General features: G+C 69.5%; 12 protein-coding genes. 4 read left to right on the top strand and 8 right to left on the bottom strand.

Translation table 11 applies throughout. The features are described 5' to 3' along the window. Positions 1–10: 10 nt before the first annotated feature. Together O4N75_RS20475 and O4N75_RS20470 are read right to left on the bottom strand one after the other, a co-directional pair. Entirely contained in the window at positions 11–472 is a 462-nt protein-coding gene (locus O4N75_RS20475; protein WP_269627245.1) for a Dps family protein, read from the bottom strand. Between the two features lie 16 nt (positions 473–488). Continuing rightward, on the bottom strand, positions 489–680 hold the full coding sequence (locus O4N75_RS20470; RefSeq protein WP_267234121.1) for a DUF2061 domain-containing protein: 192 nt from the start codon (positions 678–680) through the stop codon (positions 489–491). Positions 681–861: 181 nt separating this feature from the next. Here O4N75_RS20470 and O4N75_RS20465 point away from each other — a divergent pair, with 181 nt between their 5' ends. Genes O4N75_RS20465 through O4N75_RS20450 form a run of 4 tightly spaced genes read left to right on the top strand, consistent with a single transcriptional unit; the run spans position 862 to position 4,710 of the window. Further along, complete coding sequence (locus O4N75_RS20465; RefSeq protein WP_269627244.1) at positions 862–2,133, top strand: LLM class flavin-dependent oxidoreductase; 1,272 nt, start codon at positions 862–864, stop codon at positions 2,131–2,133. 11 nt (positions 2,134–2,144) lie between these two features. After that, complete coding sequence (locus O4N75_RS20460; RefSeq protein WP_269627243.1) at positions 2,145–2,921, top strand: alpha/beta hydrolase; 777 nt, start codon at positions 2,145–2,147, stop codon at positions 2,919–2,921. Positions 2,922–2,971: 50 nt separating this feature from the next. Continuing rightward, complete coding sequence (locus O4N75_RS20455) at positions 2,972–3,319, top strand: c-type cytochrome (RefSeq protein WP_269627242.1); 348 nt, start codon at positions 2,972–2,974, stop codon at positions 3,317–3,319. Next, entirely contained in the window at positions 3,316–4,710 is a 1,395-nt protein-coding gene (locus tag O4N75_RS20450; protein WP_269627241.1) for a D-arabinono-1,4-lactone oxidase, read from the top strand. The genes O4N75_RS20455 and O4N75_RS20450 overlap by 4 nt, the downstream gene beginning before the upstream one ends. Here the strand turns inward: O4N75_RS20450 and O4N75_RS20445 are convergent. The 6 genes from O4N75_RS20445 to O4N75_RS20420 all read right to left on the bottom strand — a co-directional run bounded on the left by O4N75_RS20445 (position 4,688) and on the right by O4N75_RS20420 (position 12,976). After that, positions 4,688–5,770: a GDSL-type esterase/lipase family protein gene (locus O4N75_RS20445; protein ID WP_269627240.1), complete on the bottom strand. Its 1,083-nt coding sequence runs from the start codon at positions 5,768–5,770 to the stop codon at positions 4,688–4,690. The genes O4N75_RS20450 and O4N75_RS20445 overlap by 23 nt on opposite strands. A 57-nt stretch (positions 5,771–5,827) precedes the next feature. Then, the gene (locus O4N75_RS20440; RefSeq protein WP_269627239.1) at positions 5,828–6,871 is read right to left on the bottom strand and encodes a hypothetical protein; all 1,044 of its coding nucleotides are present in this window, start codon (positions 6,869–6,871) and stop codon (positions 5,828–5,830) included. 74 nt (positions 6,872–6,945) lie between these two features. Then, positions 6,946–7,851, bottom strand: coding sequence for a hypothetical protein (locus tag O4N75_RS20435; RefSeq protein ID WP_269627238.1), 906 nt, complete (start codon positions 7,849–7,851; stop codon positions 6,946–6,948). A 139-nt stretch (positions 7,852–7,990) separates the two neighbouring features. Next, positions 7,991–9,319 carry a hemolysin family protein gene (locus tag O4N75_RS20430; RefSeq protein ID WP_269627237.1) on the bottom strand — a complete coding sequence of 443 codons (1,329 nt, stop codon included), beginning with the start codon at positions 9,317–9,319 and terminating at the stop codon, positions 7,991–7,993. 285 nt (positions 9,320–9,604) lie between these two features. Next, positions 9,605–10,810: an acetyl-CoA C-acyltransferase gene (locus O4N75_RS20425; RefSeq protein WP_269627236.1), complete on the bottom strand. Its 1,206-nt coding sequence runs from the start codon at positions 10,808–10,810 to the stop codon at positions 9,605–9,607. Positions 10,811–10,894: 84 nt separating this feature from the next. Further along, entirely contained in the window at positions 10,895–12,976 is a 2,082-nt protein-coding gene (locus O4N75_RS20420) for a 3-hydroxyacyl-CoA dehydrogenase NAD-binding domain-containing protein (protein WP_269627235.1), read from the bottom strand. Between the last annotated feature and the right edge of the window lie 9 nt (positions 12,977–12,985).

Here is a 12,985-nt window from a genome sequence, read left to right as displayed (position 1 = left end):
CCGCTGCCGGTCAGAGCGACGAGCGAAGCATCCAGATGTGCTTCTCGTGCGCGGTCAGCCGGTCGGAGATCAGGCTGGCGCTGACCTCGTCGCCCGCCGCCTGGGCCGTCGGCAGGATCGCATAGAGGGTGCCGACCAGGGTCTCCTGGCTGGAGATCAGGTCCTTCAGCATCTCCTCGGCGCCCTTGGACGGATCGCCGTCCTTGATCGACGACAGGTTGCCGAACGCGCCATAGCCCTGCGGGGCCAGCTCCCCCAGCGCGCGGATGCGCTCGGCGACCTCGTCGATGGCGGTCCACATCTCGGTGTACTGGGCCATGAACAGCGCGTGCAGCTGGGAGAAGTTCGGGCCGCGGACGTTCCAGTGATAGCCGTGGGTCTTCAGGTAGGCCGCGTAGGTGTCGGCCAGTAGCTTGGCGAGGCCCTCGGCGACCGCCTTGCGGTCCTTGGGGCTGGGGCCGGAGTTGGTCATGGGCGTGCTCCTGTTGTCAGGCCTGGGCGGGGGCGCCGAGGCGCGCCCAGACGCGTTCGTGGATCGCGAAGGCCAGCGTCTGGAAGACTGGTTCGATCATCCCGATCGCCAGCGCCGCACGCCAATCACGAGTCAGCGCGTAGGCGACGGTGATCGCCACCGTCAGGTGCATCAGGCTGTAGCTGAGGGTCTTCTTGGCGGTGCGCATGATGGGGGCCTTGTTGCGAACTGATCGCAATATATCATGATCGTGGATTATCTAAATAAGGATATTGGTCAGATTTACTTATGGCGCGTCGGGCGAGCTTATGGCTTGGCGCCGCGCGGCATTCGCTTATCGTCGTTCACCTGACCGCCCGAGAGAGGCGGCGGATAGGGAGGAGCGGACCGTGAAATTCACCTGGTTCAACCTCATGCCGTGGCCGTACCTGCCGGACGACTTCCGGGAGACGAACCGCTCGGTATGGGTCGATATCGACCAGCGCCTGTTCGATCCGGCGCGAAGCCACGAAGTCTACAACACCTACATGGACCTGCTCGAATACGCCGACACGCTCGGCTTCGACGGGATCGGGGTGAACGAGCACCACCAGAACGGCTACGGCATCATGCCCAGCCCCAACATCATCGCCGCTGGCCTGGCGCGGCGCACCCAGAACGCCGCCATCGTGGTGCTGGGCAACTCCATCGCGCTCTACAATCCGCCGATCCGCGTGGCCGAGGAGTTCGCGATGCTCGACTGCATCAGCGGCGGGCGGCTGGTGGCCGGGTTCCCGGTCGGGACCTCGATGGACACCAACTACTGCTACGGCCAGATCCCGTCGCTGACCCGCGAGAAGTACCAGGAAGCCCACGACCTGATCATCAAGGCCTGGACCACGCGCGACCCGTTCGCCTGGAACGGTCGCTACAACAAGCTGCGGCACGTGAACATCTGGCCGCGGCCGATCCAGGACGCGCCGCATCCGCCGGTGCACATCCCGGGCGGCGGCTCGGTCGAGACCTACGACTTCTGCATCGACAACACCTACTCGTATTCCTACCTCAGCTTCTCGGGCTACCTGCGCGCCCAGGCGCTGATGAACGGCTACTGGAAGCGGGTCGAGGAGCGCGGGGTCGACAAGAGCCCCTACCGCGCCGGCTTCGCCCAGACGATCCTGGTCGCCGAGACCGACGAGGAGGCCGAGCGGCTCTATTCCGAGCACGTCAGCTATTTTTACAATCGCTGCCTGCACGTCTATCCGGGCTTCGCCGACGCGCCGGGCTATCGGACCATCAAGACCATCCAGACCGGGGCCCTCAGCCAGTACGCGCCGCCCAAGGGCGGCTACACCGAACTGACCTGGAAGGACCTGGTCGAGCAGGGCCACATCATCGCCGGCAGCCCGGAGACGGTCCGCCAACGGATGGAGGACCTGATCAAGGGGCTGAACGTCGGCAACATCTTCTGCCTGATGCACGTCGGGAACATGCCGGCCGACAAGTGCATGTACTCGACGCGGCTGTTTGCCGAGAAGGTCATGCCCAAGCTGCGCAACATGTTCCCCGAGCATGCCGACGACGGCCGGTTCTGGTGCAAGCCGCTGGACCGCCGCGTCAAGTCGGGCGCGCTGCCGCGGGAAATCCCGACCAGCGCCTCGCTGGCCCAGACCTACGCGTGAAGGGGGCGGACATGGAACTGAAGACCGTTGCGACCCGGCATGTCCCGGTCCGCTATCTCGAGGGCGGTTCGGGACCGGACCTGGTCTATCTGCACGGCGCGGGCGGGGTCACGGCGGAGGATCCGTTCCTGGCCGAACTGGCCAGGACCCACCACGTCTATGCGCCGCTGATCCCCGGCTACGGCGACAGCGAGGAGTGCGGCGAGATCCGCGACATGCTGGATTTCACCCTGCACAGCTGGGACGTCGTCGAGGCGCTGGGCCTGAAGGACCCGATCCTGGTCGGCCATTCGATGGGCGGGATGATCGCGGCCGAGATGGCGGCGATTGCCCCGAACGACGTCTCGGGGCTGGCGCTGATCTGCCCGGCGGGGCTGTGGGACGATGCGCATCCGATCGCCGACCTGTTCTCGCTGATGCCCTACGAGATGCCGCAGATGCTGTTCCACGACGCCGCAGCGGGGGCGGCGATGTTGACCGCCGGCCGCAACGTCGAGGATCCGAACTTCCTGCAGACCTATCTGGTGACCAATGCGCGCCAGCTGGGCATGGCGGGCCGGATCCTGTTCCCGATCCCCGAGCGCGGGCTCGCCCAACGGCTCTACCGCATCAAGGCCAAGACCGTGGTGGTCTGGGGCGACAGCGACCGCCTCGTGCCGCCGTTCTATGCGCACGGGTTCAAGAAGGCGATCGCCGGGGCCGAGCTGGTCTCGATCCCGGAGGCCGGCCACATGGTCGTGCTGGAGAAGCCGGCGGCGGTGGCGCAGGCGATCGGGCGCCTGGGATAACATCTGAGAGTAATGACGGGCGGCCTCACGGCCGCCCTGGGGGGAGACGTTTGAAGAAGATTGCTTGCCTGGCCGTCCTCGGCCTGATCCTGGCCGCCTGCTCGCCGAAGGCGGGGCCGCCCGCCGATCCCGCCAGCCTGGCCCCGGCCGATGCGCGGCTGGCCCAGCTCTACGCCGACTCCTGCAAGGCCTGCCACGTCGTCGCCGATTCCGGCGCGCCGTTGGTGCATGACGCCAAGGCCTGGGCCCCGCGCTGGAAGCAGGGCGAGGACGTGCTGCTCGACCACGTGGTGCAGGGCTACAAGGCGATGCCGGCGCTGGGCCAATGCGCCGCCTGCACGCCGGACGACTTCAAGGCCCTGACCCGCTTCATGGCCGGCCAGGAGGGCAAGTCGTGATCTCCCGCCGCACCGCCCTGCTCGCCGGTTCGGCCGGGGTGCTGGCCGCCGCCGGGGGCGGGGTCTATCTCGCCGTGCGCGACAAGCCCGAGCCGCCGGCCCCGCCGAGCCTGGACGCGAACAAGCGCCTGCTCTGGCGCAACTGGTCGGGGATCGAGCATGCCTATCCGGCCGTGCGCAGCGCGCCGAAGTCCGAGGCCGAGGTGGCGCAGGCGCTGAAGGCCTCGACCGCGCCCGTGCGGGTGGTCGGCGCTGGGCACTCGTTCACCGGGCTGGTCCCGACGTCCGGCACCCTGATGACCCTCGACGGCCTGGCCGGTATCGAGCGTTGGGAGGGCGACCAGCCGGTGGTCCGCGCCGGCATGCGGCTCGGCGCCCTCGGTCCCGCCCTGGCCGAGCGCGGCCGGGCGATGGCCAACCTGCCCGACATCAACAAGCAGTCGCTGGGCGGCTGCCTGGGCACCGCCACCCATGGGACCGGGGCGACCATCAAGGCCATCCACGGCGACGTCACGGCGCTGCGACTGGCGACGGCGACCGGCGAGCTGATCGACTGCGACGCGACGCAGAACGCCGACGTCTTCAACGCCGCGCGCGTCTCGCTGGGCGCGCTGGGCGTGATCACCCAGGTCCGGCTGGCGACCAGCGCCAACCGCCGCCTGCACCGCAAGGTGTTCGTCGAACCGTTCGAAGAGACCCTGGCCAAGGCCGAGACGCGCTGGGCCCAGCATCGCAACTACGAGTTCTACGCCGTCCCGTTCACCGATCTGGCGGCCAACATCACCCACGACGAGACCGACGCCCCAGCCCTGGCGCGCGGGCCCGACACCGACACCGCCTTCCTCGAAGTTCTCAAGCAGCTGCGCAACCTGACCCGGTTCTCGACGCCGCTGCGCAAGGCCGCGGCCAAGGCGCTGCTCGGCTCGGCCAAGCCGGAGGAGGCGATCGACGAGGGCTGGAAGCTGCTGTCGACCGAGCGGCCGGTGCGCTTCAACGAGATGGAGTTCCACATCCCCGTGGAGAACCATCTGGCCGCCCTGAAGGAGGTCGTGGAGACCATCGAGGCCAATCGGCCGGACGTCTTCTTCCCGATCGAGGTCCGGCGCATCGCCGCCGACGACGCCTGGCTGTCGCCGTTCCAGGGCGGGCCGCGCGGCTCCATCGCCGTGCACTGTCACTACAAGGACCAGTACGACTTCCTGTTCGACCTGATCCAGCCGATCTTCCTGAAGCACGGCGGGCGGCCGCACTGGGGCAAGCTGCACAGTCTGAAGGCCCGCGAGTTGGCGCTGCTCTATCCGAACTGGAACGACTTCCTGGCGGTGCGGGCGCGGCTGGACCCGGAAGGGCGGCTGCTCAATCCCTACCTCAAGGCGCTGCTGGGGGTCTGACCAGGGCCTTGGGGCCGCTGAGGGCGAGGGCGTGGAAGCGCTCGCCCATCAGCCGGTAGCCCTCGGTGTTTGGGTGCAGGTCGTCGGGCAGCAGGTCGGCGTCGGCTGCCCCGAACAGCGACAGGCCGTCGAGATAGCCGATGTTCGCGTCCCCGGCGGCGAGGCGGGCGGCGACCACGTCGACCAGCAGCTGGCGCATGCGGGTCAGCGGCAGGCCGCCGCCGGAGCCTTGGTCCTCGCGGCCCGGCGAATAGATCGGCGAGACCACCAGGATCGGCGTGGCCGCATGCTTCTCGCGGATGATCGAGATCATCGCATGGGCGGAGTCTAGGAAGGCCCGTTCCTTGAGCTGGCCCTCGGGATGGACGTTGATCCCGAGCTTCAGGACGATGGCGTCGGCGCGAGCGTCGCGGATGATCCGCGCGGCCTGGCCCGACAGCAGGCACGAGCCGGCCCAGCCAAGGTTCTGGTGATCGACGCCGGCCAGGCCGGCGGCCACCGCCGGCCAGCCGGCGCTGGCGCCCTCGGCTTCCAGGCAGTGGGTGATCGAGCTGCCGTGGAAGATGACGCGCGGACGGCCGTCGGCGACCGGGGCGGCTTGCGCGCCGTCGTCCAAGTCGAGGGCCGCGATCGAGACGGTGGCGGCCTGAGGCAGCCAGAGTTCGAGGGTCTTGTCGCCGACCGGCAGGCCCGCGAACGTCAGGTTGAAGGCCTCGTCGCCCACAAAGGCGCCCTTCTCCAGATCGATGGTCGCGCCGCCCTGCGCCCAGGCGCGGGCGTGGAGCACGCCGTCGACATAGAGGTCGTAGGCGCCGCGCCGCTCGCCGCCGACCGACTGGTCGAGCAGCCGCTGAGCGCCGCGTAGGCCAAGGCGGGTCGAGGCGGTGCGCAGACGAAGGCGGCAGGCCGTGGCGCAGGAGCCAACCCAGCGATTGAACGCGTCGTAGAAGCCGAGCTCGGCGACCGGCAGGCGCAGCGGCTGCAGCGATTCCGTCCGCCAGCGCAGGTCCACATGCCCGTCCAGCAGCGGTGCGATCTCGTCCGGACCCAGCGTCTTCATGCGCGTTCCCCCTGTTGCGTCCTGCTTAGGCCGCAAGCGCTCCGGGCGAAAGCTCCGTCAGTTGCGGTTCAGCGTCATCGGCGCGTCGGGGTCGGTGGGCAGCGGCGCCGACGGCCGCGGGGTCAGCGGCGGCTCGGCCGGAGCCGGCGACAGCGGGGTCAGGACCAACGGCGCTGGCGCCGGCGCGGGGGCCGGCACGTTGAGCACCGGCGCGGGCGCTTCGGCGGCGGACTTCGGCGCAGCGGCCTTGGCGGAGGGCGCCGTCGAAGCTGGGGGCTTCGCGGCCGGCGCCGCGGTCGCCGCCTTCGGGGCCGGAGCCTGCGCGGCCGGCCGCATGGCCGGCGCCTCGGCGGCTGCAGGCGGGGTGACAGTTTCCGGGGCGATGGTTTGCGGGGCGGGGGGCTCGACCGCGGTCGGGGCCGCGGCCTCGACCTGCGGCGCTTCGGGGGCGGGCGGCGTTTCGGGGCGCATCAGCACGAAGGCGGCTGCGGCCGCGGCGGCGACCGCCACGGCGCCGCCGACGATCAGCGGCAGCGGCGAGGACTTGCGGGCCGAGGCCGGGCGTGACGGCGCCAGGGCCAGCTCGGGCTCGATGCTCGCCGCCGGCCTCGGGGGCAGGACCTCGGCGACGGTCGGGGCCGGGCTCGGGGCCGGACGCGGATTGGACTGCGGCGGGCGGGCGGTGCTGGAGCCGGCGGCGAGCGGCCCCGACGCGACCGGACCGGGAACGATCGGCGCCTGGGGAACCGGGGCGCGAGCCGGCGGCTGGCCGATCGGCGTGACGAAGGCCGGGCGCGGGCCCCGGAGCGGCTGCTGGGCGGCGGCGGCCGGTTGAGCGGGGCTGCGCGGAACCAGCGAACCGCCGGCCAGGATGCCGCCCTGCGGCGCGACGCTGGGCCGGGCGGTCGGGGTCTGCACCGCCGGGCGCGGGGCGGGGCGGGGTTCAGGCGCGGGTTGCGGGGCAGGTTGCGGCGCGCCCGGCTGGGGCTCGCCGGCGCTCTGGCCCGGTGTCAGCGCATAGCCGAACGGCGCCGCTCCCTTCGCCCGGCCCCAGGGGCTGGATCGGATGAACGGGTTGTCGTTCTGGTCGCGCTCGGACATCTGGCTCTCCCGCGCCGCCGCGGCGCGCGCGCCAATTTAGCTCGGACTTCGACAGATGTGGGGCGGGAAATCGCTCAACGCTGCGCCGTGCGGATCGGCCGCACGGCGTCGGTCGCGCATCCGGCCGGTTCCAGCATGGCGTGCTGGGCCAGGCAGTAGATGTCCTCGTAGTAGGGGCCGGCCGCCGCCAGGCACTGGTAGAGGTTGAGCTTGGCCACGCGCACGCACATGCCGCTGCGCGGCTCGCTCATCAGCGCTCCGGCGCGGCCGCTCTCGCCCATCACGCTCAGGGCCGCGACCGCCAGTCCGCGCGAGACCACGGGGCTGGCTGCGCCGCCACGTTTGCCGCCCTGGGCCAGGGTCGAATAGAGCTGGGCCTGGTCGCCGCCGGCCGGCCGGTAGCCGGCGCTGGAGATCTGCTTGACCCGGGTCAGCCGCGCCCTGGCGTCGGGCACGAACACCTTGGCCCACGCCTGGCGCTGGATGTCGTAGGAGGCCTTTTTCACGCGCTTGCCGCTGGCCTCCAGGGCCTCGCCCTGGCGATAGAGCGCGGCGCTGGCGCGGGCGGCTCCGGCGTCGGCGCCCGGCAGGCTCGCAGCCAGGTCGGGCCGCGCGGCCAGGCGCGCCGCCAGTCCCTTGCCCGACTTGTCCTGCGCGGCCTTGCGCACCCCGGCCACGAACTTCGGCTCCTGCAGGGCGGCGAGGGCCGCATAGGCGACCATGCCGGCCTCGAGCTGCTTGGGCTCGTAGCCCGAGCCGATGCGCAGGCCTTCAGCCACCGCCGCAGGGTTGGCGAACGTCGCGTCGATGCCGCGGGCGTTGCGCATGAAGCTCTCGAACGCTGCGGCCTGGGTCTCCAGCCGCCGGTCGACCTGGGCGCTGGCCGGTCCGCCGCCGCCTTTGGAGACCGGCGTGCTCGCGCACGCCGCCAGCACGAGCAGCGCCGCGGCCGCCAGGCCGCGCTTGAAACCCTTGTCCATATCGGACCCCTCCCAATCCAAAGAGGCCCACCCCGCGCCGGACACTCCACGCGCACAGGGTTGAGGAAGGGTTGCCGAGCTTGACTGTCAGCCTGCGTCCAGACGTCGCGCAACGGCGTCGGCGGGGGCCCGGCGCGGGTCAGGACGAGAGTATGTCGCTCAGGCTGGGGCCGTCGGGATCGGCCGGCGGGGTGAACAGCAGCTTGTCGATGCGGCGGTCGTCCATGTCGATGACCTCGACCCGGAAGCCGGCGATCTCGAACACGTCGCCCTCGGTCGGCAGGCGGCCGATCTCATGCAGCACCAGGCCGGCGACGGTGTGGAACTGGCTGGTCTCAGTGAAGTCGGCGTCCAGCGCCTTGGCCAGGTCATCGACCTCGGCGCGGCCGTCGACCAGGTAGCTGCCGTCCTCGCGCTTGATGATCGCTTCGGGGGTGGCCGCGTCGTGCGCCTCGTCGAAGTCGCCGGCGATGATTTCCAGCAGGTCGGTCGGGGTGACCACGCCCTCCAGGGCGCCGAACTCGTCGACCACCAGGGCCATGTGCAGCGGGGTCTGCTTGAGCAGCTCCAGCGCCCGCAGCAGCGAGGTGGTCTCGACCAGGTAGATCGGGGTCGCCATCAGGGCCGAGATGTCCGGCTTCTTGCCGTCGAGGATTGCGTCTAGCACGTCCTTCTTGTGGATCACGCCGACCGGCTCCTCGACGTCGGCGCCTTCGGTGACGACGATGCGCGAATAGGGGCAGGCGCGGATGTCGGCCAGCTGTTGCTCGTGGGTGTCGGACAGCGAGATCCAGTAGATGTCGCGGCGCGGGGTCATGGCCACCCGCACCTGGCGGTCGCCCAGGCGCAGCACCTCGCCGATCATCGCCTGTTCCTCGGGTTCGATCAGGCCGGCGCTGGCGCCCTCGGCCAGGACCGTCTCGACCTCCTCGTGGGTGATCTGCTCGCCCTTCTCGTCACGGATGCCGAGCAGGCGCAGGACGCCGACCGTCGAGGCGGTCAGCAGCGTCACGAACGGGCCCATCAACTTGGCCAGCAGCGTCAGCGGGCGCGCGACCAGTGAAGCGATGGTCTCGGGGAACACCATGGCGAAACGCTTGGGCACCAGCTCGCCGACGATCAGCGAGAGATAGGTGATGACCACGACGACGATGGCCGTGGAGATCAGCTCCGAATAGTCGTGCAGGGCCGGGATCGTCTCCAGCATGTGGTCGAGTTCGGCGGCGATGGTCGCTTGGCCATAAGCGCCCGAGAGAATGCCGATCAGGGTGATCCCGACCTGCACCGCGGCGAGGAAGCGCGTGGGGTTTTCCGAGAGCCGGAGGGCCGCCGCGGCCCCCTTGTCGCCGCGCTCGGCGCGGGCCTGCAGCTTGGCTCGACGGGAAGAAACGACCGCCAGTTCGGACATGGCGAAGAGGCCGTTCAGCACCAGCAGGAGGAGCACGACAGCCGAGGCGAAGAGGATCATTAAGGGTTGGGTCCAGGCGAGGCCCTCTAGGAGCCCCGCGCCACCCTAGCGTGAATAGCCCGCCCGCGCGACATTCCCGCCCGGCGGGCGGGGCGTACGCGCCTCCGCTGGCGGGTATTCGATCACCCGCCGGCCACGAAAAAAGGCCGCCCCCCCGGGGAGCGGCCCTTCTGCAGTCTTGGTCGACCGTCCTCTTAGAAGATTTCGAAGAGGCCGGCCGCGCCCCACCGAAATCGCCGAGCGATTTCGGCGACTCCCTGATGATGGGCGCGGCTTTCCGTCCTCTTAGAAGATTTCGAAGAGGCCGGCCGCGCCCATGCCGCCGCCGACGCACATGGTGACGACGCCCCACTTGGCCCCGCGACGCTTGCCTTCGTGCAGGACGTGGCCGGTGCAGCGGGCGCCGGTCATGCCGTAGGGGTGGCCGATCGAGATCGAGCCGCCCGAGACGTTCAGCTTCTCGTTCGGGATGCCCAGCTTGTCACGGCAGTACAGGACTTGGCTGGCGAAGGCCTCGTTCAGCTCCCACAGGTCGATGTCGTCGACGGTCAGGCCGTTGCGCTCCAGCAGCTTCGGGATCGCGAACACCGGGCCGATGCCCATTTCTTCCGGGCCGCAGCCGGCCACGGCCATGCCGCGGTAGGCGCCGAGCGGGGTCAGGCCGCGCTTTTCGGCTTCCTTGCGTTCCATCATCAGCACGGCGGCCGAGCCGTCCGACAGCTGGCTGGCGTTGCCGGCGGTGATGAACTTGCCTTCCGGGGCGAAGCGGCCGCCCTTGAACACCGGGTTCAGCTTCTGCAAGTCGGCCAGGGTGGTCTGCGGGCGGTTGCCCTCGTCCATGCCGATGGTGATTTCCTTGTCGGCGGTTTCGCCGGTTTCCTTGTTCACCAGCACCTTCATGATCGTCGTCATCGGCGCGATCTCGGCGGTGAAGCGGCCTTCGGCCTGGGCCTGGGCGGTGCGCTGCTGCGACTGCAGGGCGTACTCGTCCTGGGCCTCACGGCTGACGCCGTAACGCTCGGCGACGACTTCGGCGGTCTCGATCATCGAGGTCGCCAGCGCCGGCACGTGCTGGCCGAGCCACGGGTCGCCGGCCATGAAGCGGTTCATCTTGTCGTTCTGGACGAGCGAGATCGACTCCACGCCGCCGCCGATGGCGATCGGGGCGCCGTCGTTGATGATGTACTTCGCCGCAGTGGCGATCGCCATCAGGCCCGACGAGCACTGGCGGTCGAGCGTCATGCCCGAGACGTTGACCGGCAGGCCGGCGCGCAGGGCGGCCTGGCGGGCGATGTTGTTGCCGGTGGTGCCTTGCTCCAGGGCGCAGCCGAAGACGACGTCGTCGATCTCGGCCGGGTCGACGCCCGCGCGCTCGACGACGGCGGCGATCGAGTGACCGGCGAGGGTCGCGCCGTAGGTGTTGTTGAAGGCGCCGCGATAGGCCTTGCCGATCGGGGTGCGGGCGGTGGAGACGATGACGGCTTCACGCATTGGAGTGCATCCTAACGAGTTGGGAGGGGAGTCCTGCTCACCCCCGGCGCGGACGCCGGGGGCGGGCTTCAGATCGACGTCGCCTTAGAGGTCGGCGAACTTCTTGTTTTCAGCGACAAGCTTTTCCAGGAGCGCGGCCGGCTTGAACTGGTCGCCCATGGTGGCTTGGAATTCCTTCATCTTGGCGAGGACCTTGGCCGGACCGACCTGGTCGCCGTAGTGCATCGGGCCGCCGCGGTAGACCGGCCAGCCGTAGCCGTTCTGCCAGACCACATCGACGTCGCTGGCGCGGATGGCCTTGCCCTCTTCGAGGATCTTCACGCCCTCGTTGATCATCGGGAAGATGCAGCGCTCGAGGATTTCCTCGTCGCTGATCTTGCGCGGGTTGGCGCCCGACTTGACGATGAAGTCGTTGATCACCTTCTCGGTGAACGGGCTCGGCTTGGCGACGCGGTTCTCGTCGTAGTCGTAGTAGCCGGCGCCGGTCTTCTGGCCGCGGCGGTCAGCCTCGCAGAGCACGTCACGGATGGTCGCGCCGTTCGACTTTTCCTTCACCCAACCGATATCGAGGCCGGCCAGGTCGCTCATCGCGAACGGACCCATGGGGAAGCCGAAGTCGTAGAGCACGCGGTCGATATCCCAGGGCATCGCCCCTTCCATGACCAGCTTTTGGGCCTCGCGCTGGCGGGCGCCCAGGATGCGGTTGCCGACGAAGCCGGGGCAGACGCCGACCAGCACGGCGACCTTGCCGATCTGCTTGGCCAGCTTCATCGAGGTGGCGATCACTTCCTTGGAGGTGTGATCGGCGCGGACGATCTCCAGCAGCTTCATCACGTTGGCCGGCGAGAAGAAGTGCAGGCCGATGACGCTTTCCGGACGCTTGGTGACCGAGGCGATCTCGTCGATGTCCAGGCCCGAGGTGTTGGTGGCCAGGATGGCGCCGGGCTTACAGATCGCGTCGAGCTTGGTGAAGATGTCCTTCTTGATGTCCATCCGCTCGAAGACGGCCTCGATCACCAGGTCGACGTCCTTGAAGCTGTCTTCCATCGACAGCGAGCCGGTGATCAGCGCGCAGCGCTCCTCGACCTGGGCCGCGGTCAGGCCGCCGCGCGAAGCGGTGCGCTCGTAGTTCTTGCGGATGGTGGCCAGGCCGCGGTCCAGCGGCTCCTGCTTCTGCTCGACGATCACCACCGGGATGCCGGCGTTGGCGAAGTTCATGGCGATGCCGCCGCCCATGGTGCCGGCGCCGATGATGCCGACCTTCTTGATCGGGATCAGCGGGGTGTCGTCCGGCACGTCCGGGATCTTCTGGGCGGTGCGTTCGGCGAAGAACGAGTAGCGCTGGGCGGCCGACTGCGGGCCGGTCATCAGTTCGCCGAACAGCTTGCGCTCGACCTTGATGGCCTCGTCCCAGGGCAGGTTCACCGCCGCCTCGATGCAGCGGATGTTGTATTCCGGGGCCAGGAAGCCGCGGAACTTGCGGGCGTTGGCCTTGCGGAAGTCGGCGAAGATCTCGGGCTTGCCCTTGGCGGCTTCGAGCTTGGCGTTGTTCTCGCGGACCTTCACCAGCGGCTTGTTCTCGGCCACGGCCTTGCGGGCGAAAGCGATCGCGCCTTCCTTCAGCTTGCCTTCGTCTTCCAGCTCGTCGACCAGGCCCATGGCCAGGGCTTCCTTGGCCGGGGCGTGACGACCCGAGGTCATCATCTCCAGGGCCTTCTCCACGCCCGCCACGCGCGGCAGGCGCTGGGTGCCGCCGGCGCCCGGCAGCAGGCCGAGGTTCACTTCCGGCAGGCCGAACTTCGCCGACGGAACGGCGACGCGGTAGTGGGCGCACAGCGCCACTTCCAGCCCGCCGCCCAGGGCGGTGCCGTGGATCGCGGCGATCACCGGCTTGGGCGAGTTCTCCATCATCTCCTGGACGTCGAACAGCGAGGGGCCGGCCATGGCGCCGCCGAACTCGGTGATGTCGGCCCCGGCGATGAAGGTGCGGCCTTCGCAGATCAGCACGATGGCCTTGGCCGCGTCGTTGGCGATGGCGGCCTTGAAGCCCTCGTAGAGGCCTTCGCGCACCTTGGCCGACAGGGCGTTCACCGGGGGAGAGTTGAGCGTGATGACAGCGACGTCGCCGTCGAGCGAGAGGTCGGTCACCGAATTGATCTCGGCCATGTGGCGCAT

The organism is Phenylobacterium sp. NIBR 498073, assembly GCF_027286305.1.
Taxonomy (GTDB): Bacteria; Pseudomonadota; Alphaproteobacteria; order Caulobacterales; family Caulobacteraceae; genus Phenylobacterium.
Note: the sequence above shows the minus strand (reverse complement) of the source record. Positions and strands in the feature narration are given on the sequence as shown.